The organism is Stenotrophomonas sp. YJH_SMC_43, from assembly GCF_059372535.1.
The window spans coordinates 845713-866851 of the sequence record NZ_JCAFVQ010000001.1 but is presented as its reverse complement, the minus strand read 5'-3'; the positions used below and the strand labels follow the sequence as shown (position 1 = coordinate 866851).

The 21139-nt window shown below is 68.2% G+C and carries 16 protein-coding genes; 7 read left to right on the top strand and 9 right to left on the bottom strand.

Translation table 11 applies throughout. The features are described from left to right. The 5 genes from AC5QAH_RS04075 (at window position 1) to AC5QAH_RS04055 (ending at window position 7349) form a co-directional block, all read left to right on the top strand. On the top strand, window positions 1-2265 hold the full coding sequence (locus tag AC5QAH_RS04075; protein ID WP_495232107.1) for a DUF802 domain-containing protein: 2265 nt from the start codon (window positions 1-3) through the stop codon (window positions 2263-2265). Beyond that, a complete protein-coding gene (locus AC5QAH_RS04070; RefSeq protein WP_043396365.1) occupies window positions 2262-2900 on the top strand; it encodes an OmpA family protein in 639 nt (212 codons plus the stop codon). Before AC5QAH_RS04075 ends, AC5QAH_RS04070 begins: the two co-directional genes overlap by 4 nt. Then, a complete protein-coding gene (locus AC5QAH_RS04065; RefSeq protein WP_019337837.1) occupies window positions 2890-3267 on the top strand; it encodes a DUF2894 domain-containing protein in 378 nt (125 codons plus the stop codon). The genes AC5QAH_RS04070 and AC5QAH_RS04065 overlap by 11 nt, the downstream gene beginning before the upstream one ends. Window positions 3268-3551: 284 nt before the next feature. After that, window positions 3552-5870: a TonB-dependent receptor gene (locus AC5QAH_RS04060; RefSeq protein ID WP_071305341.1), complete on the top strand. Its 2319-nt coding sequence runs from the start codon at window positions 3552-3554 to the stop codon at window positions 5868-5870. Between the two features lie 21 nt (window positions 5871-5891). Then, on the top strand, window positions 5892-7349 hold the full coding sequence (locus AC5QAH_RS04055; RefSeq protein ID WP_495232106.1) for an esterase-like activity of phytase family protein: 1458 nt from the start codon (window positions 5892-5894) through the stop codon (window positions 7347-7349). 138 nt (window positions 7350-7487) lie between these two features. Here the strand turns inward: AC5QAH_RS04055 and AC5QAH_RS04050 are convergent, their stop codons facing one another. The 9 genes from AC5QAH_RS04050 to AC5QAH_RS04010 all read right to left on the bottom strand — a co-directional run bounded on the left by AC5QAH_RS04050 (window position 7488) and on the right by AC5QAH_RS04010 (window position 18575). Further along, entirely contained in the window at window positions 7488-8246 is a 759-nt protein-coding gene (locus AC5QAH_RS04050) for a 2,3-dihydro-2,3-dihydroxybenzoate dehydrogenase (RefSeq protein WP_049480895.1), read from the bottom strand. Next, complete coding sequence (locus AC5QAH_RS04045; protein WP_495232105.1) at window positions 8237-12127, bottom strand: enterobactin synthase subunit F; 3891 nt, start codon at window positions 12125-12127, stop codon at window positions 8237-8239. The genes AC5QAH_RS04050 and AC5QAH_RS04045 overlap by 10 nt, the downstream gene beginning before the upstream one ends. Beyond that, complete coding sequence (locus tag AC5QAH_RS04040) at window positions 12124-12381, bottom strand: phosphopantetheine-binding protein (protein ID WP_046986169.1); 258 nt, start codon at window positions 12379-12381, stop codon at window positions 12124-12126. The genes AC5QAH_RS04045 and AC5QAH_RS04040 overlap by 4 nt, the downstream gene beginning before the upstream one ends. Beyond that, on the bottom strand, window positions 12381-13013 hold the full coding sequence (locus AC5QAH_RS04035) for an isochorismatase family protein (protein WP_241874021.1): 633 nt from the start codon (window positions 13011-13013) through the stop codon (window positions 12381-12383). The genes AC5QAH_RS04040 and AC5QAH_RS04035 overlap by 1 nt, the downstream gene beginning before the upstream one ends. Next, on the bottom strand, window positions 13013-14665 hold the full coding sequence (locus AC5QAH_RS04030) for a (2,3-dihydroxybenzoyl)adenylate synthase (RefSeq protein ID WP_313411599.1): 1653 nt from the start codon (window positions 14663-14665) through the stop codon (window positions 13013-13015). Before AC5QAH_RS04030 ends, AC5QAH_RS04035 begins: the two co-directional genes overlap by 1 nt. Continuing rightward, the gene (locus AC5QAH_RS04025) at window positions 14662-15855 is read right to left on the bottom strand and encodes an isochorismate synthase (protein ID WP_313411597.1); all 1194 of its coding nucleotides are present in this window, start codon (window positions 15853-15855) and stop codon (window positions 14662-14664) included. The genes AC5QAH_RS04030 and AC5QAH_RS04025 overlap by 4 nt, the downstream gene beginning before the upstream one ends. After that, window positions 15852-17048: an MFS transporter gene (locus AC5QAH_RS04020; RefSeq protein ID WP_021204252.1), complete on the bottom strand. Its 1197-nt coding sequence runs from the start codon at window positions 17046-17048 to the stop codon at window positions 15852-15854. Before AC5QAH_RS04020 ends, AC5QAH_RS04025 begins: the two co-directional genes overlap by 4 nt. Before the next feature lie 154 nt (window positions 17049-17202). Further along, window positions 17203-17514, bottom strand: a complete 312-nt coding sequence (locus tag AC5QAH_RS04015) for a DUF3817 domain-containing protein (RefSeq protein WP_049455094.1) — start codon at window positions 17512-17514, stop codon at window positions 17203-17205. A 125-nt stretch (window positions 17515-17639) separates the two neighbouring features. Continuing rightward, window positions 17640-18575 (bottom strand): TIGR03571 family LLM class oxidoreductase, encoded by a 936-nt coding sequence (locus tag AC5QAH_RS04010; RefSeq protein ID WP_049455093.1) that lies wholly within the window; start codon window positions 18573-18575, stop codon window positions 17640-17642. Between the two features lie 66 nt (window positions 18576-18641). Here AC5QAH_RS04010 and AC5QAH_RS04005 point away from each other — a divergent pair, with 66 nt between their 5' ends. Further along, entirely contained in the window at window positions 18642-19091 is a 450-nt protein-coding gene (locus AC5QAH_RS04005) for a GNAT family N-acetyltransferase (RefSeq protein ID WP_049455092.1), read from the top strand. A 119-nt stretch (window positions 19092-19210) separates the two neighbouring features. After that, window positions 19211-20731 carry a thioredoxin family protein gene (locus tag AC5QAH_RS04000; RefSeq protein WP_272773640.1) on the top strand — a complete coding sequence of 507 codons (1521 nt, stop codon included), beginning with the start codon at window positions 19211-19213 and terminating at the stop codon, window positions 20729-20731. Window positions 20732-21139: the final 408 nt, after the last annotated feature.

Sequence of the window (21139 nt, the reverse complement as noted above, 5' to 3'; positions counted from 1 at the left end):
ATGTCCAGAACTGCTTTCCATGTCGTTGTCTTCCTTGTCGGCCTGCTGGCCGTGTGCTGGATCGGCATTGGCTACGTTTCGGTGCATCCGCTGGGTGCAGCGGTGGCGGCGATCATCGCGGCCTGCTACATCGCCGGTGGCGTGGAGCTGTACCGCTACCGCAAGGCCAGCAACGGCCTGCGCGCCGCACTGAACGACCTGTCCAGCGCGAAGGAAAGCCTCGCCCCCTGGCTGGAGCGCGTGCCGGTAGGCCTGCGCAACGCCGTGCGCCTGCGCGTGGAGGGCGAGCGCACCGCCCTGCCCGCACCGGTGCTGACCCCTTACCTGGTCGGCCTGCTGGTGCTGCTGGGCATGCTCGGTACCCTGCTGGGCATGATGGACACGCTGCGTGGCACCGGACTGGCCCTGCAGAGCGCGACCGACATGGCCGCCATCCGCGGCTCGCTGGCCTCGCCGGTGCAGGGCCTGGCGGTGGCATTCGGTACCTCGATCGCCGGTGTGGCCAGCTCGGCCATGCTCGGCCTGCTGGCGGCGCTGCTGCGTCGGGATCGGCTGCAGGCCGTGCAGCAGCTGGACCGGGCCATTGCAGGCGACCTGCATCCCTACTCGCAGGCCTGGCAGCGCGCCGAGTCGCTGCGCCTGCTGCAGGCACAGTCCGCCGCACTGCCGGCACTGGTCGACCGCCTGCAGGCGATGACACAGACCTTTGAACAGCACAGCACGGCCGCCAACGAGCGCCTGCTGGCCGGCCAGGCCGAATTCCTGACCCAGAGCCAGGCGCTGCAGGAGCGTCTGGCGGTCTCGCTGCAGCAGTCGCTGCGCGAAGGCGCCGAAGCCAGCGCCGCCGCCATCGGCGGTGCGCTGCAGCCGATGGCCGAGACCACGCTGGCTGGCCTGGCCCGTCACAGCGAAGCACTGCACGCCCGCGTCGAGCAGGCCGTGCAGGAGCAGCTGGCTGGCCTGAGCGACGGTTTCGAGCGCAGCCGCGTTGCGACCGAAGCCAGCTGGGCCAAGGTCGTGAGTGAACAGAGCCAGGCACAGCAGGCCCTGGTGGACGATCTGCGCCAGCACCTGCAGGCCTTCAGCGATGGCCAGGGCACGCAGGCCGAAGCACTGGTCGCGCGCATCGGCGAGCGCCTGCAGGTCGATGCCAACGGCAACGCCGAGGCCTGGCGCGCCGCCATCGAGCAGCAGCAGGCACTGAACAGCGCGCTGGTCGAGCGCCAGCAGCAGGCGCTGCTGGCGGCCGGCCAGCAGCTGGACGAGCATGCGCAGGCATTGCTGCGGGCACTGGAGCAGCGTCACGACGCCAGCCAGTCGTTGCTGCAGGACCACGAACAGCAGCGCTCGCAGCAGTGGCAGGCCGCCCAGGCTGCCGCCGCAGCTGCGCACGCCGAACTGCAGGCCTGCCTGGACACTCGCGAACAGCAGCGCCAGGCGCGCTGGGACGCGGTCAGCGCCGAACTGCAGCAAGCCCACGCCGCGCTGCATGCGCAGCTGCAGGCCGGCGACGAACAGCGCCTGCAACGCTGGAGCGATGCCTTGCAGCACGTTTCCGCCGAGCTGGCCGAGCGCCTGCAGGCCAATGGCGAGCGCCTGGCTGCGCAGCAGCAGCAGGTCTGCGACACGCTGGCGGCGACCGCACAGCAGATCGGCGAGAACGGTCGTGCACAGGCCAGCGCAACGCTGGCCGAAGTCTCCACCCTGCTGCAGACCGCGGCAGCCGCGCCGAAGGCCGCTGCCGACGTCATCAACGAACTGCGCAGCACGCTCTCTGAAAGCCTGGTGCGTGACAACGCAATGCTGGAAGAACGCGGTCGCCTGCTGGCCACCGTGCAGACCCTGCTCGATGCGATCAACCATGCCTCGCACGAACAGCGCACCGCCGTGGACGCGCTGGTCGGCGGTTCGGCCGAGCTGCTGGAGCGCGTCGGCAACCGCTTCACCGACCATATCGCCGCCGAGACCGGGAAGCTGGACGGCATCGCCGCAGCGCTCAACGGCAGCGCCGGTGAAGTGGGCCAGTTGGCCAGCACCTTTGGTGAGGCGGTCGCGCAGTTCGGCAGTGCCTCCACCGAGCTTTCCGGCCGCCTGGAACAGATTGGCGGCGCTCTGGATGCCTCGCTGGCCCGCAGCGATGAGCAGCTGGCCTACTACGTGGCGCAGGCGCGCGAGGTGGTCGACCTCAGCCTGCTGTCGCAGAAGCAGGTGATGGAAGAACTGCAGCAGCTGGCCACGCGCCGCGGCAAGGCCGGCAGCGCATGAGCGACGAGCTGGAGGTCGATGGCGGCTCACACGCCCCGATCTGGGCCGCCTTCGGCGACCTGATGTCGGTGCTGCTGGGTGCGTTCGTGCTGATCCTGGTGGGTGTGGTCGCGGTGCAGCTGGAGCTGTCGCAGCGGTTGGACCAAGAAGTGAAGCAGCGCCAGGCCGAAGCCAAGCGCCTGCAGACGCTCGAACAGGCACTGGCTGGCCCGCTGGCTGCCGGTCGTGTGACGCTGGTTGATGGCCGCATCGGCATCAGCGGCAGCGTGTTGTTCGCGCTCAACTCCGACCAGCTGCAGCCGGAAGGCCAGGAGCTGCTGCGCAGCCTGGCGACACCGCTGGCCGCCTATCTGGGCAGTCGCGAAGAAATCCTCATGGTCAGCGGCTTCACCGATGATGCGCCGGTGCGCGAAGGCAACCGCCGCTTCGCCGACAACTGGGAGCTGTCCGCGCAACGTTCGCTGACCGTGACCCGTACCCTGATTGCCGATGGCGTACCGGCTGACGCCGTGTTCGCCGCCGCGTTCGGCAGCGAGCAGCCGGTCAGTTCCAATGCCAATGAGGAAGGACGCGCACGCAACCGTCGCGTGGAGATCGCGCCGATTCCCAAGCCCAAGGCCCCGGATGCCAAGTAAGCCGCCCGCACTGGAGGGACTACGCGCACTGGTGCGCGACCTCGATGCGGGGTCGCGCTCGCTGCCGCATTACCCGCGGGTGCCGATGCTGCAGCAGGTACAGCGCGAGTGGTCGGAACTGCGCAGCGAACTGCAGGTGCGCCGCTCGCTGCGCGCCGAGGCTCCGGCTGACGGCGGCCCGCTGAACTCGGCGGTGCTGGTGCAGCGCATGCTGGACACGATGCAGGCCACCAGCCCAGGTTACCTGCGCCATTTCATCGACTACGTGGACACCCTGTCCTGGCTGCAGGCGCTGCAGGACGGTGCCGTGAGCAGTGGTGACACCGCAAAGCCGAAGCGCACGCGCAAGCCGCGCAACGCGGGTTGATCGCACAGTGACGCCGACCTCGTTCGGCGCCCCCGTAGACGCCAACCTTGGTTGGCGTTCCACCAACGACGCCGCGCATGCCAACCAAGGTTGGCATATATCAATGCATGCTCCGGCATGCCACGCGTGTAGCGGTGTCACCAGACAGTCATCTGTCTAGCGCACCATTTTCACGTGGGCCCACGGCGCGTGCAGCGCCTGCAGTCGCATCGCTTGTCTCCCCTTTTCAATTCCATGAGCTCCGCGCCAGCGCGGTGGCTCGTGCCTGCCTGAGTGTCTGCAACATGACGAAGACTTTGTTGGCCGCCGCGCTGTCGATCGCGCTTGCTCCCGCGGCCTGGGCGCAGGATGCTGCCCCGACCTCCCATGGCACGTCCGCCACCGACCTCGACGCGGTTTCGGTGATCGGCAGCGGTGAAGCGCGCCAGGTGCAGCGCATCACCCGCGAGAACCTCGACATCCTGCCGCCGGGTACCAGCCTGCAGAAGACCCTGAACCTGCTGCCGGGCGTCAACGCGCAGTCGGCCGATGCGCTGGGCACCAACGAGCAGTCGATGACCCTCAGCCTGCGTGGCTTCAACTCCACCCGCCTCGGCTACACGCTGGATGGCGTGCCGCTGGGCGATGGCGCGTACAACAACTACAACGGCCTGACCATCAACCGTGCGCTGATCAGCGAGAACATGGCCGGCGCCGAACTGGCCGTGGGTATCGGCAGCCTCGGCACGCCGTCCACCAGCAACCTCGGTGGCACCATCTCGTACACCTCCGACCGCCCGGCCCAGGAACTCGGCGGCCGCGTGGTGCAGACCTTCGGCAGCGATGCCAACCGCCGCACCTTCGTGCGTGTGGACAGCGGCGAGTACAACGGTTTCTCCGGCTATATCTCCGGCATGAATGCCGTCTCCGATCTGTGGAACGACCAGACCGCCTACAACAGATCCACCACCAAGCAGTTCAACGCCAAGGGCGTGTGGAACTTCGGCCGCGGCCAGATCACCGGCTTCGTCGATACCTCGCGCACTACCCAGGCGGACTACTTCTACCTGTCCAAGGACGAGATGTCGCGCGGGCTGGGCTGGGACTGGGGCGGCTATGCGCCGGACTGGAACAAGGCCGTGGCCAAGGCCTACTGCAATACCGCCAGCTTCAACGCGAAGAAGTGCGACAGCAGCGGCCCGGACAAGGATGCCGACGGTGCGTTCACCGCCGGGCAGATCCTGCGCGATGACAACCTGTACTACCTGGCCGGCGATTTCTTCCTGGCCGATGGCTTCAGCCTGCGTGCCCTGGCCTACCACCACGACGATCGCGGCGAAGGCCACAACTGGAACAGTGGCGCGTGGTCGAACAAGGGCACGGCGCAGGAGATTCCAATCATCTTCCGCAACACCATCTACACCATCGACCGCGATGGCGGCACGCTGTCGTTCGACTGGGAGCTGGGTGCACATCGCATCGAAGGCGGCGTCTGGTACGAGCGCAACACCAGCAGTGCCGAGCGCTACCAGACCGCCGTGGATGGCCCGCGCGACCTGAGTGGCATGAACACCCTGCCCTCCGACGTCGGCGTGTTCGCCCAGCGCACGCGCTGGAAGACCCATCAGTTCTTCCTGAAGGACACCTGGCGCCTGCTCGATGATCGCCTGACCCTGGAGTTCGGCGCCAAGAGCCCGCATGCCACCTCCGATGCACAGGCGCTGCCGGGCGACGCGAAGACGCCAATCTCGCCTGCATCCAACAACCAGTTCGCTACCGGCTCGCTGAAGGCCAGCAAGAATTTCCTGCCCAGCATCGGCGCCAACTTCCGCCTGGCCGAGCACCACGAAGTGTTCGCAAGTTACGCCGAGAACATTGCCATGTTCCAGGGCGGTTTCAAGCTGGGCCCGCAGGCGGTCAGCCAGGCCACCTGGAATGCGCAGGGCAACCTGAAGCCGGAAGAGTCGCGCTCGCTGGAAGCCGGCTACCGTTTCGTCACCGATACCGTGCAGGCCTCGATCGCGGCCTACAGCGTGCGCTTCGACAATCGCCTGCTGCAGTACAACCCCTGCGACTCGCGCCAGCCGGTCGGCCCGACCTGCGGCAACCGTTTCTACAACGTCGGTGGCGTCGACAGCCGCGGCGCCGAGCTGACCGTGCTGTGGACCCCGAACGAGCACTTCAGCTGGTACACCTCGGCCTCGCTGAACCGCTCGACCTATGCCTCCAACTACGTGCAGGCGGGTGTCGAGCAGCAGATCAAGGGCAGGATCCAGACCGATACGCCCAAGCAGCTGCTGGCCACCGAGATCACCTGGCGCGACAGCGGCTGGTTCGCCAGCCTGCGCGGAAAGTACACCGGCGAGCGCTTCTACACCTACACCAACGACCAGGGTTTCGGCGGCTTCACCGTGTTCGATCTGGCCGGCGGCTACGACTTCGGCCAGGTCGGCTTCGCCAAGGGCATGCGCCTGTCGTTCAACGTGACCAACCTGACCAACAAGCGCTACGCCAGCAACCTGGATTCGAGCGTGTTCGCGCCCAGCGATCCGGCCGGAAAGCTGTACGTGTTCCATGCCTCGGCGCCGCGCCAGGTGTTCGGTACCATCGACCTTCGCTTCTGATCGACGGCCTGGAGTCCACCGATGCTTGCTAGTGCCCTGCTGCTGGCCACCCTCTCCGCCAGCGGATACTCCGCTCCGCACGAGGCCGCTGGCGCACCGCCACGCACATTGCAGTTAGGCGGTCGTACTTACGTGGATAAAGGTCTGGTCGCCGCCGGGCGGTTGCCCGCGGGCACGGTGGATTTCCTCGGCGACACGCTGGGCTCGTTCTCGTCGCTGGCGGTGCAGCCCGGCAGCTGGAAACGGACCGCCAACGGCTACGAGGGTGTGCTGTGGACCCTGCCCGACCGTGGCCGCAACGATCCCGAGGCCGGCCTGTTCTACGACTACGCCGGCCGCGTCGAGCGCATGCAGCTGCGTATCGACGTTACCCCGGGAGAGCCCGAGCTTGGCACGCTGGCGATGGTGCCCGACAAGGGCGTGGTACTGAAGGATTTCAACGGGCAGCCGTTCACCGGTGCCGACCCGGGCGACCACACGGTCACTCAGCGCCAGGTGGTGCTGCCTTCGCCGGCCAGCGGCGCCGGTGCGGGCAAGGTCTCGCTGGATGCTGAGTCACTGCAGTTCACCGCAGATGGCCACTTCTATATCGGCGACGAGTACACCGCCAACGTCTACTACTTCGATGCGCAGGGCCAGGTGCAGGGTGTGATCGTGGCACCACCCGCGATCCGTCCGCAGCGCGACGGCAAGCCGGCGTTCGGTTCGCTGGCACCACCGCAGACCGGCCGACGCAACAACCAGGGCGTGGAAGGCATGGGCCTGTCACCCGACGGCAGCCGCCTGTTCGTCGCCCTGCAGAGCGCGACGCTACAGGACAGCGCGCAGGGCAACGCGGCGGGCCGCATCAACACCCGCGTGCTGGTCTACGACGTGACGGCCTCGCCAACGCCACAGCAGCCGATCGGCCATTACGTGATGGCTTTGCCTGCCTACGCGCACGACGGCAAGGGCAAGCTGGACCGAACCGCGGCGCAGAGCGAGCTGCGCGCGCTGGACGGCCATCGCTTCCTGCTGCTGGCCCGCGACGGAAACGGGCTGGGCAAGGACGGCGATGACCCGATCGTCTACAAGTCGGTGCTGCTGGTCGATGTGGCCGATGCCACCAACCTGGCCGAAAGTGCTTATGAAACCGGCACGGCCTCGGTTCTGGCCGACCCGACCGACACCGCGCTGAAGCCGGAGATCATGCCAGCACGCAGCGACGAACTGCTGAACCTGCTGGACCGCCCGCAGTTGGCCCGTGCCGGGCTGGACCTGGACACAAAGCGCGGCCCACATGCCGGACTGCTGTCAGAGAAGTGGGAAGCCATGGACGTGGTGCCGGCGCTGGACCCGCAGCACCCGAACGACGTACTGCTGCTGATCGGCAACGACAACGACTTCATCGCCCGCCACTGCCGCATGCAGGGCCAGGCCTGCGACAGCCCGTACGACAACGACAACCGCGTGCTGGTGTACCGCCTGACCCTGCCTTGAATCGTCGCCGGGCTTGGCCCGCCGCTACCGGATCAACCCGCTGTTTGTTGTAGGGCCGAGCCCATGCTCGGCTGCTTTTCCTTCAGGCATCCGTATCTCTGAAGGAACAGCCGAGCATGGGCTCGGCTCTACAAAAGCTCACCCACGCAGGGTGGCGCCGCCGTCCACATACAGGTCGCTCATCGCCACATGCCCGGCCTGTTCGGAGAGCAGGAACATCACCGAGTGCGCGATGTCCTCCGGGGTGGCCAGCTTGCGCAGCGGAATGCCGGCCTTGTAGGTTTCAAGGTTGCCAGCGATCACCCGCTCGGCACCATGCTCGTCCAGCCACATGCCGGTCTGCATCGGGGTCAGTGTTGAACCCGGGGCCACGATGTTGCAGCGGATGCCCAGCGGCGCCAGTTCCAGCCCGAGGCAGCGAGAAAACATCGTGGCGGCGGCCTTGGAGGCCGCATAGGCCGCCATGCCGTGCCTTGGTACACCGGCCGCATTCGAGCTGACGGTAACGATCGCGCCCTGCCGACGCGGTGACATCACCCGCGCCAACGCCCTTCCGACATGGAACACGCCATCGGCATTGACTGCAAACACCCGGCGCCAGTCGTCGTCGGTGGTCCCGGTGACGCCGCCCACATGCAGTACGCCGGCCACGCTGGCGGCCAGCATGATCGGCCCGATGCTGGACTCGACCTGATCCACCAAGGCGTCCACGGCGGCGCTGTCGGTTACATCGAGTGCGAGCGACTTCACCCGGGTATCGGCCACGCGCGGCGTCTCGCGATCGGTCGCCACCACCGTGCAGCCGGCCTCGGCCAACAGCCGTACCAACGCCTCGCCGATGCCGCCGGATGCACCCGTAACCAACGCCACGCGGCCGTCGAAACCGGTCAACTGCATGTTGCGATCTCCTGTTGCTCATCCCAGTGGCGCAGCCGCGCCGACAACCACGGCGCCAGCTGCGCCACCGCATCGCGGCCGGTCAGTTCGGCGTGCAGGAACGGCAGTTCCAGCGCCTGCACCCTGCGCGCGTGGGTCCGCCACAACGTCGATTGCAGCTGTGGCCGCGCTTGATGATCCCGACCAGCACGGACGTGCACCAGCGTGCCGTCGAACGGTTGGTGAATATGTTCGCGGATCAGTCGATTGGTGCCGGTCACCGCGCGCACCACGCCATCGAGCACCACATCCGGCAGGCTGCCGAGTGCACTGCCGCCACGGCGCAGGAACCCCAGAATGCGTTCACGGCTGTCGAGTTCCGGATGCGCATCCGGATCGTGGCCGGCAATCGCCAGCAATGCCCGCAATGCGGCGATGGGATCGGGTTCCGGTTCGGCCCGCCAGCACTCGCTGGGATACGCGTCCAGCAGCACCAGCTCGCCGACGTCGCGACCGATTTCATGCAGGCGCACTGCCATCGCCTGGGCGAGGATGCCCCCCACCGACCAGCCCAGCAGGTGCACCGGCCCCTTTGGCTGCAATGCGACCACGCGCTGTACGTAGTCGTTGGCCATCGTCTCGATGCTGCTCGGCAGCGGCTGCCGGGCGTCCAGTGCCGGCGACTGCAGGCCGTACACCGGGCGTGCCGGCTGCAGTGCCCGGGCCAGGGTGCGGTAGTTCCAGGCGATCCCCCCGGCCGGATGCAGCACGAACAGCGGCGTGGGCCCGGCGGCGTCGGTTGCGGCCAATGCGATCACCGGCCCCAGTGCGTGATCGGCCAGCGCGGGAGGCTCGGCAATACGAACCGCCAGTGCGGCCACGGTGGGCTGCGCAAACAAGGCACCCAGACCCAGATCACAGCGCCAGCGCTGCTCGATCGCCAGCAGCAGGTGCACCGCCGACAGCGAATCACCGCCGAGACTGAAGAAATCTGCATCCACTGCCACCGGCGCCTCACGCCCAAGCGCCTGGGCGAACAACAACGCCAGCTCCTGTTCCAACGGCGTGCGCGGCGCCAAGCCGGCAACTTCAAGTTGCGGAGGCTTCGGCAACGCGTTGCGGTCGAGCTTGCCGTTGGCGGTCACCGGCCAGTGGTCCACGCCGACAAACGCCGAGGGCACCATATAGTCCGGCACGCGCGTGGCCAGGTGGCTGCGCAGCGTTATGGCATCGGCAAGCGCGGTCGGCAGATACGCCACCAGACGCACTTCGCCGGGAGCATCCTGGCGCAGCAGCACTTCCGCCCGCTCCATGCCAGGCAGCTCGCGCAGTGCCGCCTCGATCTCGCCCAGCTCGATGCGCAGGCCGCGCAGTTTCACCTGGTGGTCGCTGCGGCCGAGATACTCGACCGCACCATCGCGGCGCCAGCGTGCTACGTCGCCGGTGCGGTAGATGCGCTCGCCCGTCAGGAAGGGATCGGCAAGGAAGCGCTCGGTGGTCAGATCATCGCGACCGAGATAGCCACGCGCCAGCTGGACGCCACCCAGGTACAGGTCACCGGGCACGCCCACCGGCACCGGCTGCATCCGGGCGTCCAGCACGTACAGGCGGGTGTTCCAGACCGGGAACCCGATCGGCACCGGCCGCGAACGATCCTGCGCCGACGCCGGCCAGTAGCTGACGTCCACCGCAGCTTCGGTCGGGCCATACAGGTTGTGCAGCTCGGCGTGCACACGCGCGTGGAAGCGGTCGCGGGACGAAGCATCCAGCGCCTCGCCACTGGTGAACACCCGTCGCAGCTGCAGCCCTTCGGAGGCCGGTGCAGCGAGGAAGGCATCCAACATCGATGGCACGAAATGCGCCGTGGTGATGCCATGCTCGCGGATCAGCCGCGCCAGTTCAGTGGGATCGCGATGCGCGTCCGGCCCGGCGACCACCAGCGTGGCCCCGCACAGCAGCGGCAGGAAGAACTCCCAGACCGAGACGTCGAAGGTGGCCGGGGTCTTCTGCAGCACGCGGTCATCGGCGCGGATGTCGTAGTGCTCGCGCATCCACAGCAGGCGGTTGACGATGGCACGGTGTTCGATGACCACGCCCTTGGGCTCGCCAGTCGAGCCGGAGGTATAGATCACGTAGGCCGCATCGTCAGGTGCCGGATCGGCCCACGGTGCGGCAAAACTCAGCGCAGTCCACTGCTCCGGCGCGAGCACCGGTACGCCGGCCACGCGCGCCGATACGTCCGCCGCAGCCAGTACGCACACCGGCTGTGCCGACGCGAAAATACGTGCCAGCCGCTCATCGGGATGGGCCAGGTCCAGCGGAAGGTAGGCCGCGCCTGCTCGCAGCACCGCGACCAGAGCGATCACCAGCTCCAGCGAGCGCGGCAATGCCACCGCCACCACGCTGCCCGGGCCGACATCCATTGTCCGCAGCTGTGCCGCCAGCGCGAAGCTACGCGCTTCCAGCGTTGCGTAGTCCAGCGTAGTGTCGCCGAACACCAGTGCCGGCGCGTGCGGGTCCCGATCCATGCCCTGCTGCAGCAGCTCGACCAGGGTCGTCTCCGGCAGGGCGTGCGCGGTGGCATTGAAATCGTGCAGCACCTGCTGCACCTCGTCGGTCGTCGCCAGAGGTACGGCTGCGATATCGTCAGCCTGCAGTGCCGAGGACACGAAATGCAGCAGCCGCGCCGCGTGCGCCTCGACATCCTCGCGACTGTACAGCGCGGGATTGGCCTCGATCTCCAGATCCAGCAGCGCCTGGCCATCGCCACGGAAGCCCAGCGTCAGATCATCCACCGGCCCGGTGCACAGCACCTCCAGCGTGGCCTGCACGCCTGGCAGGGCCAGCGGCTTGTAGAACGGCTGCACATTCACCAGGGGGCCGTGCAGGCGCTGCTGCGCGCCGACCAGGCCCAAGTCCCGGCGCAGTTGCTCGCCGCGGTAGCGGCCGTGCTTGCGGCCCTGGCTGAGCTGCCGGCCCAGGCTGCGGGTAAAGGTTTCGACGCTGCCCTCGCCGGCGGCCACGCGCAGCGGCAACACATTCATCACCATCGCCGGTACCCGCGCCGACGCGTTGCCGAGCCGGCCCATGTAGGGCACGCCCAGCACCACTTCATCGGCCGCGCTCATCCGCCGAAGGTACTCGGCCGACAACGCGGCCAGCACGTCCGGCCAGGGCTGCAACCAACGTACCGATGCCTGCAGCAACTGCTCACGGAATGCCGCATCGAGCGGCTGCACCCAGCGCAGCGCGTCGTCACTGGCCGCGAGCGTACCGGCCAGGCCGACGCCCGCCGGTGCGCCCTGCATGTGCTCGCGCCACCATTGCCCGGCCTGCGTGCGGCGCGGGTCGGCGCGATAGGCCGCATCATCGGCCAGCACGCCAGTCAGCCCCGGCAGTGGCTCACCGGTACGACCGGCATACAACGCGCACACGCGATCAGTGAACAGCGCCATGCCGTAACCATCGGTGGCCAGATGATGCACCCGCAGGTACCAGACCCAGCGCTGCCCGCCCAGCTCAAGCAGCATCTGCTGACTGATCCGGTCGCGGGTGGGATCGACCGGGTTCAGCCGGTCGGCGTGCATCAGGTTGCGTGCCGCAGCGGCGGGATCCGCCTCGGTGGACACATCCCGCACCGAAAGCAACGGCACGTGTGCGGGGTCATGCCACTGCAGCGGCTGGCCATCGGCCCCTTCGGCAAAGCGCAGTGCTAAGGCCTGGGCCTCGCCTGCAGCCTGGTCTGCCGCTGCGACGAACGCGGCCACGTCCAGCGGGCCATCGATCCACACCGCGTGCGCGGTATTGAATGACGGGTTGTCCGGTGCCAGCCGCTGTGCGAACCACAGTCCCGCCTGGGCCTCGGTCAATGCCACCGGCGTGGCCAGCGCGGCGGCGTTCATGCGTTCTGCGCGGCCTGCAGCGTCTGCACCACGTTCCACCACTGGCGCAGCGTGGTGTGTTCGGCCAACTGCGAGAACTCCAGCGGCAGACCGGTGTTGCCCCAGGCCAGGACCAGGCCGAGCATGCGCATCGAATCCAGGTCCAGGTCGATCAGGTTGTCGTCGTCACCGATCTCGGCCGGCGTGCACTCCAGCACGCGCGCCACATCGGCACGCATCCGCTCCAGATCCAGCACCTCACCCGTGGCAGCCATCACAGCACCTCCAGCAGCTGGTCGGTGGTCATCGGCACCCCGCTGGTGCGTGCGATCCAGTGCAGCGCCTGATCGTGATCGGCACGCGAGAAGTCCGCCACCGCGTCAGCGGCGATGAAAGCCTCGATGTCACGCTGGAAGGCCTCGACCACGGTCGCGGTACAGCCGATATGGGCGTACACGCCGGTCACCAGCAGCTGGTCGCGCCCGCGTACCCGCATCAGCGTCTCCAGGTTGCTGCGCTGGAAGGCGCTGTAGCGGTGCTTCACCAGCACGTGCTCGCCTGGCTGCGGTGCCAGCGCCTCGATGATCGGTTCGTGGTCGGCGCTGCGGCGCATGCCCGGCCCCCACAGATCGGCCTGCAGGCCACGGTCACGGCGATCCTGGTCGCCATGCTGGGCGGTGTAGAACACCGGAATGCCGTGCGCGCGGCAGTGCGCCAGCAGGCGCACGATGTTGTCCACCGCCGGCCGCAAGGGCGTGCTGCCGGCGTCGAATGCCGCCAGGAAGTAGCACTGCATGTCGTGCACCAGCAAAGCCACACGATCGCGCTGCGGGCGCCACGGGCCACGCGCCTGCGGCAGTTCGGCGGCAGTCGGCAAGGGATAGTCGGTAATACGGGGCAGCGCCATCAGCGCGTTCCTCCTGTCTGTTGCAGATGACGCGCACGCAATTGCGCGCGCAGTTCGCGGCGGCTGATCTTGCCGACCGCAGTGGTATCGAAACTGTCGACGAACACGACCTGGTCGGGCACCTTGAACGCCGCCAGGCCGCGCCCGCGCATCCAGGCCTTCAGTGCCTGGGCCTTGAACGGTTCGCCCTGCGCGATCACGAACGCACAGCTGCGCTCGCCCAGATACTCATCGGGAATGGAGACCACGGCGGCGTCGAACACACCCGGGTGCGCCAGCAGGTGGTCCTCGATCTCCTCAGCGGAGATCTTCTCGCCAGCGCGGTTGATGTGGTCACCCGCACGGCCCTGTACCACCAGATAGCCACCGGGCAGCTGCTGCACACGGTCGCCGGTGCGATAGAAGCCGTCGTCGGTGAACGAGCGCGCATTGGCCACCGCATCGTTGTGGTAGCCACGGATGGTGTACGGGCCACGGGTGAGTAGATGCCCCACCTCGCCCTCGGCCACCGGCTGGTCATGGTCATCGACCACGCGCACTTCATCATCCGGACTGATCGGTCGCCCCTGGCAGGCCACGATCAGTTCTTCCGGATCATCCAGGCGGGTGTAGTTCACCAGCCCTTCGGCCATGCCGAATACCTGCTGCAAGGTACAGCCGAGGCCGTCGATCACCCGCCGCGCGGCTTCCGGCACCAGCTTGGCGCCGCCCACCTGCAGTACCTGCAGGCTGGACAGGTCATGCCTGCTGGTGGCGGCGGCCTGCGCCCACAGCAACGCCAGCGGCGGCACCAGGCCACAGCAGGTCACCCGCTCCCGTGCGATCAGCGGGAAGGCCGCATCCGGTCCGGGGCCGGGGCTGAGCACCACGCGGGCACCGGCGTACAGCGCGCCGAAGAAGCCGGGCGAGCTCATCGGGAAGTTGTGCGCAGCCGGCAGCGCGACCAGGTAGACGCTGTCGCGGTCTATGCCGCAGAGGTCATTGCTGGCGCGGAACGAGTAGATGTAGTCGTCGTGGGTACGCGGAATCAGCTTGGACAGCCCGGTGCTGCCTCCGGAAATCTGCAGGAACGCTACCGATTGCGGGTCCGGATCGACCGGCAGCTGGCTGCGATCGCCCTGCAGCGCCTCCAGCGCGACGAACTCCGCCGCATCGCCGTCGATCACCACATGGCGAACCGCCGGGACCTCGGCCTGCAGCGCCCGCGCCAGCCCGCGGTGATCGAAGCCGTCGTGCAGTGCCGTGGTGATGTAGGCACTGGCTTCGGCCTTGCTGGCGAAGTGCACCAGCTCGGTGATGCGGTGCGCCGGCAACGCGTACACCGGCACCAGCCCGGCACGGAACAGGCCACAGACCGTGGTGATGAAGCCTGCCGTGTTGCCCAGCTGCACCAGCACCCGCCCCCCTGGCTGCAGGCCCAGCGCCAACAGGCCGGCGCCGATCCGCCCGGCCTCGTGCCACAGCTGTGCATAGCTCAGGCGGACGTCGCCGGCGACCACCGCGATGTCATCGGCATAGCGTTCTGCACGGTCGCGCAGGAACGCCGGGAAGGTCTCGCCACGCCAGTGACCGGCCTCGCGATAGCGCGCCACCAGCGCGTCGGGCCACACCTGCTGCAGTGGCAGGCGGGAGGATTCAACGGAAGCATTCATGCGGCAGGCTCGATGGCGGGCGCGGATTCATGGACACCCAGCGCGTTCGACAGGGCAGCGAACTTCGCTGCGGTTTCAGCCACCTCGGCCTCGGGGTGCGACTCGGCGACGATGCCGGCACCGGCATACAGGCGCAGTTGCGTGCCCTGCAGGCGCGCGCAGCGGATCGCCACGTACCAGTCGCCGTCACCCTGCGCGTCCAACCAACCCACGGCGCCGGCATAGAAGCCACGCGGTACAGGTTCCAGCTCGCGGATGCGCTGCAGCGCCGCCAACCGCGGCGTACCGCAGACCGCCGGCGTGGGATGCAGCTGTGCCAACAGCTCGGCCGCCGATGTCTGCGGATCCTTCAGGGTGGCGTGGATGCGGGTGCCGAGGTGCCACATGCTGGCGGTGGCATGCAGCACCGGGCGCGGCTGTGCATCGATGTGGCTGCAGTACGGTGCCAGGCCTTCGACGATGGCTTCGACCACGTGGCGGTGCTCGTCGTGGTCCTTGGTCGAGGCCAGCAGCGCCTGCGCCGCACGCCCGTCCTCGGCGGCATCGGCACTGCGCCGCGCGGAACCCGCCAACGGATGCGACAACAGTTCGGCGCCGCGCTTGCGCAGCAGCAGCTCCGGCGTCGCACCGACCAGCCAGGCCGGTGCCTGGCCCAGCTCCACCGGAAGCGGCACCGCGTAGGTCGCCACCGACGGATCCGCGCCCAGGCGTGCCAGCAGCACGTCCGGAGAAAGCGCCTGGCGGGTGCGTGCCAGCAGGCTGCGCGCCAGCACCACCTTATGCAGGTTCTGCTCGGGCGCACGCAAGGCCTGCACTGCCGCAGCGACTGCAGCGGCATAGTCCTGCGGCACAGGTTCGGCCCGCAGGGCGCCGGCCAGCGGCGGTGCGGCCTGCGGCTGCAGTGCCAGCGCCGGCAGCAGGCGCTCGGGCTGGTACAGCGCATCGTCGGCACGCGGCTCGAACGGCACCGCGCCAACCAGCAGGCCCGGGCCGCCACGCTGCTGGGCAAAGAACTCCGAAACGCGTTCTGCCAACGTCGCCAGTGCACCGGCTGGCAACGTGGCGCGGCAACCGCGGGCGTGCACGTGCTGGCCGGCATGCTGCAGCAGGAACAGCGACGCGTCGTCGGTGCTCTCCTGTGGTGCTGGCGCAGCCTCCGGCCACGCGCCCTGCATCAGGGAATCGTTCATGGGGTCTCCTTCATCCGATGCGCTGCGGCCAGCGCGCACAGCAACAGCAGCAGCGCGCCCACCAGCAGGTAAGGCAGGCTTGGCCCGCCGCGATACAACAGCGTGCCGAGCATCGGCCCGGCCACCATGCCCAGCCCTTGCGCGGCCGCCACGGTGCCTGCGGCGGCGCCCTGCTCGTGCGCCTCTACCGCATCGGCGGCCAGCGCCTGGAACGAGGGGAATACGAAGCCCATGCCGAACGCAGCCAGCGCATACGCCGCAGGCAATTGCCAGGCCTGCTGCACGCCCGCCACCGAAGTGAAGCCGATGCCGGAAATGAGAGCGCCGAGGACGATCCAGCGACGTGGATGCACCTCCAGCTTCATCACCAGCGCCTGCGCCAGGATCAGGCCGACGCCAACGGCGGTGAGTGCAATGCCGGCCATGCGCGCGCCGGTCGCCGCATCCAGACCCAGGCGATCAATTGCGAAGAAGCCGACCGTGACCTGCGCGATAGTCACCGAGACCATGGCGATGAACGCTGCCAGCTGCGGCAGGCACAGGCGCGCGTCGAGGCGGCTCATCGGCGTGCGGCGCTGTGCGGACGCGCCCACCACGGGCGGTGTAGCCGGCAGGCGCCAGGCCAGCAATGCCAGTGCCAGCAACGGCAGCAGCGCGGCCACGTACAGCGCCAGCGACAGATTCGTATAGGCCAGCCAGCCCGCGGCGGCCGGGCCGAGCACCATGCCCAGCGCGTTGGCACTGCCCAGGCGGGCGAGGAATTTTGCACGCTGTCCGGTGGGTGCCCTGTCGGCGATCAGCGCCGCTGCGGTAGGAGGCACAGCCGCGTAGAACAGGCCGATCAGGCCACGCGCACCGACCAGCACCAGCACTGACACCAGCACCGGCGGCACTGCCTGCAGGGCGACATCGATGAACACCGCCAGCGCGATATAGACGACGGTGTAGGCGCTCATCGCCAGCATCAGCACGCGTTTGCGGCCGATGCGGTCGCTGAGCTGGCCCCAGGGGCGCGCGGCCAGCATCCACAGCACGCCTGCGGCGGTGACCGACAGGCCGGCATGCCACTCGGACAGGCCGAGCATGCGGACCACCGGGCCGATCACAGCGACGAAGGACATCATCGCCATGGTGCCGATCAGGGCAGCCAACACCAGCGCCGGCAAGCCGGGAACGACGGGACGTGCGTGCATGAAACACCAGCCGTAACAGGAAAGGATTGGCCGGGCGCGTCTGCACGCCCCGCCCGGCACCCGCCCCACTCAGGACCGGATGCCACCCTCAAATGATAACGGCTCGTATTTGCATTTGATACCCATTCTCTTGAATGGGCATGCAACAGTGGGTTCAGCGCATCGCACGCAGGCCCAGCAGGCCACGGCGCTTGAACCACCACTCCAGCGGCAGCGTCACCAACGGCGGGATGGCCGCCAGCAGGGCCAGGGCACTGGCCCACCACGGCCAGCGCAGGCGCACCGCCGCAAACAGCGTGACCGCCACGTACACCAGGAAGGCCGCGCCGTGCAGGGGCCCGAACAGCTTCACCAGCGCCACGTTGGTCATGGGGCCGTACTTCATCCACATGCCGATGAGCAGGCCGGCCCAGGTCACGGCCTCGATGAAAGCGACCGCGGCGAACAGGCGTCCGGTCGGGGGCATGGGGGAACGTTGGGTCACGCGGGGCTCCGGCATCGGGATATCAAATGCGAATGATACGCAGATGCGAACGCCATGTAGAGTCGAGCCGTGCTCGACTGCTGGAGCGTGTCCACCAAGGTGGACACCTACCGGAGCGTGTATGGCAGAACGTGCTCCCCGATCTCACGCAGCACCGCGTCCATCGGCCTCCCGTTGTCGACCAGGTTGAACATCACGTGCCCCACGCCCTGCGCATGCACGCGCAGCAGGTAGTCACGCAAGCCGTCGCGGCCGACCTTCAGGCCCAGTGGCAGCGGCTCGGGCGGTGCCTGCGGATCGGCCTGCAGATCCAGCAACATCGACTGCACGAACGGCTTGCCTGGCCCAGCGCCTTGCGCCTGCGCCTGTTGCCACAGGCCGATGCGCCCTTCCTGCGCGGCCTCTTCGCGGTGATAGGTGGCCCAGCCTTCGGCTTCCCGTGCGATCCACTGCAGGCTCTGCCGCGCAGTGCCCACCACCAGCATCGGAATGCGCGTGGCCGGGGCCGGCAGCACGTCGAAGCCACCGGTTACCTGCAGTACCTCGGCCCTTTCTTCAGCCTCAGGTGACAACGCCGCGCGCAACAAGGTCCAGCGCTCACGGAACGTCGCCGCCCTGCCCTCCAGGTATTCGCCGAATGCCGCGAACTCTTCCGGCCGATCGCCAGACCCGAGGCCCAGCACGAAGCGGCCGTCGCTGATCCGGTCCAGGCTCAAGGCCGACTTCGCCACCTGCAGCGGATGGCGCAATGGCAGCACGATGGCCGCGCTGCCGACCACGATGCGCTCGGTCGCCGCAGCCAGCATGCCCAGCCACAGGAACGGGTCGTCCAACGCGCTCGTTGTCGCGTCCGGACCCTGCGGCACCATCAGCGGCACGTCGCGCGTCCACAACGCGGCAAAGCCCAGGTCATCGGCCAGTCGCGCGATACGTCGCGCCTCACGTGGATCGGCCAACCCATGCGACGCCACGGGCGTCATCAGGCCCAGGCTCAGACCCTGCTGCGGAAACAAGGCAGCGTACGCGGGATTGAAATCACTCATGCCGCCAGCTTAGCGTGCAGGCATGGGGCAACGATGACGCGCCGCCCACCACCGGAAGAACACTGCATGCCGACGATCCGCCCTGCCCACGTCGATGACCTGCCCGCGATCAGCACGGTGTGCCTGGCTGCCTTCACTGCGGCGGTCGCACCTTCGCTCAGCGCGGCCGGCATCGCCACCTTCGGCAGCGTCGCCGCGGCCGAAGCGTTCGGCGCGCGCCTGCAGGGCGACAACCACATCCTGGTGGCCGAGCAGGACGGCCGCGTCGTCGGCGTGATCGAACTGAAGGAAGGCCGGCACCTGGCGATGCTGTTCGTCGATCCCGGCTACCAGGGCCAGGGCATCGGCCATGCTTTGTTCGACGCGGTGCTCCCGCAGGTGCGCGAGCCGGTCCTGACCGTGCGCGCCTCACTCAATGCAGTGCCAACCTACCTGCGCTATGGCTTCGTGCTGGACGGCGACGTCGGCGAGTTCAATGGGCTGGTGTATCAGCAGATGGTGCGGGCAGCGGCCTGAAGGCATCCGCCGGCCAATGCCCGGCGGGCGTCATGCCCTGCGGCACGCCCGTCATAAGCAAACTGAATCAGCAGGCTCCCCGGCCGTTCCTACAATGGCCTGTCACCCTGCCCTTCGAGATGCTGCCGATGCGCGTCGCGCTTTCTATGTTGCTGCTGGCTTCGGCGCTGAGCGCCTGCACCCCGGCCCCGGTCTCCATCGCCAACTCCGCCGAGGTGCCCGCGCCGGCCAAGGCAATCGCCTGGCGCCAGGGCGATGTCGATGATGCCTTCGCCGAGGCCGCCGACAGCGGCAAGCCGGTGCTGCTGTACTGGGGCGCCGTCTGGTGCCCACCGTGCAACCAGCTCAAGGCGGGCCTGTTCAAGGACCCGGCCTTCATCGCGCTGACCAGCAAATTCGTTCCCGTCTACCTGGATGGCGACGAGGAAGGTGCGCAAGCCTGGGGTGAGCGCTTCGGCGTACGCGGCTATCCGACCCTGATCGTGCTGGACCCAAAGCGCAACGAAATCACCCGCGTGGCCGGCGGCAATGATGCCACCGAACTGACCCGGGCACTGACCGTCGCCGCAGGCCGCCGCGGTGCTGTTGCCGCCACCTTGGCCACCGCGTTGGCAACGCCGGACCGACTGGCCGCAGAAGACTGGCAGGTGCTGGGCGACTACGGCTGGGAAGTGGACGCCAACCGCCTGGCCGGCGAGCGCAGCAGCGAGGATGTGCTGCGCCAGTTGTCCAAGGCCGCACCCGACGCTGCCCTGCAGCGCCGCTTCGCTCTGCTGGCCTCGGCAACGGCCGAAAAGCCCGATGCCTCGCCCACCGAAGTACGCGAGCTGCTGCAGGCCGTGCTGGCGCAGCCCGCCGAAGTCCGCCGCAACCGTGAGTTGCTGGGCTATGCAGGCGTGCAGCTGGTCAAGCAGGCCAGTGCCGGGCCGGCCACCAGCAACACGCTGGGACAGCAGCTGCTGGTGGCATTGGAGCGGGCAGACGCCGAGCGCGGCGACCGCGCCGACGACGCATTGTCGCGTGCGTTGACCGAAGTGTCGCTGGCCCGCCTGCAGCAGCCGAAGGGCGCATTGCCCGCGGCCCTGGTTGATCGGGTCAAGCAGCGCGTGGCTGCTGCCGACGCTGCCGCCACCGATGCGCATGCGCGCCAGGCCACGATCAGCAGCGCGGTCTACGCACTACGCCAGGTCGGCGACGACGCAGGCGCCGAGTCGCTGTTGCTGGCGGAACTGAAGCGCAGCGAACAGCCGTACTACTACATGCCCGAGCTGGCCGAACTGGCCGAGCAGCGCGGCGACACCGCCGGTGCGCTGGAGTGGTTGAAGCGTGCCTACGACGGTGCGCAGGGCCCGGCCACCCGCGTGCAGTGGGGCGTGCTGTACGTGGAAGGCCTGCTGAAGCTGGCACCGAACGATGCACCACGCATCGAGCAGGCGACCGCCTCGCTGATCGCCGAGCTGGAGGCACAGCCGTCGGGCTACCACCAGCGCACCCGCCAACGCTTCGAGCGCCTGGCCGGGCAGTTGAAGGCGTGGAGCGGCAAGCACCAGGGCGCGGAGACGCTGGCGCGGTTGCAGCAGCGGATGCAGCAGGCGTGCGGCGATCAGGTAGATGGCGCGTGCAAGGATTGGTTGAGTTGAGTTGATGAAGGCGCTGGCGGCGGGTTCGTCTGCCGGCGCTTTTGTTGATATCGGTTGTGGCGGGGGAAGGGGCTGGCCGGGACCGTTGGCGCCATGGATGGCGCCATCGAGCCCCCAAGGATGGGTTTACGGCGTGTCCCGGCCAGCCCCTTCCCCCGCCACCCGACGGTTTCCTGCGAGCGCGGGCAACACATCAGCGCGCCGGTGAGGTTCGAAAAGCGGGTTCTCGTAGTGCCGGCCGCTGGCCGCCAACCCGACCTTCGCTGATTGCCGGCCAGTGGCCGGCACTACAACGTCGCTCTTGCTCCCTTTCACGCATTTCAATCCTTCCCCTTGACCTCAACCAATGTTGAGGTGCGATAACGATCTCCCCACGGCCAGCCTCTCTGGCCTTCCCCACGGAGATTG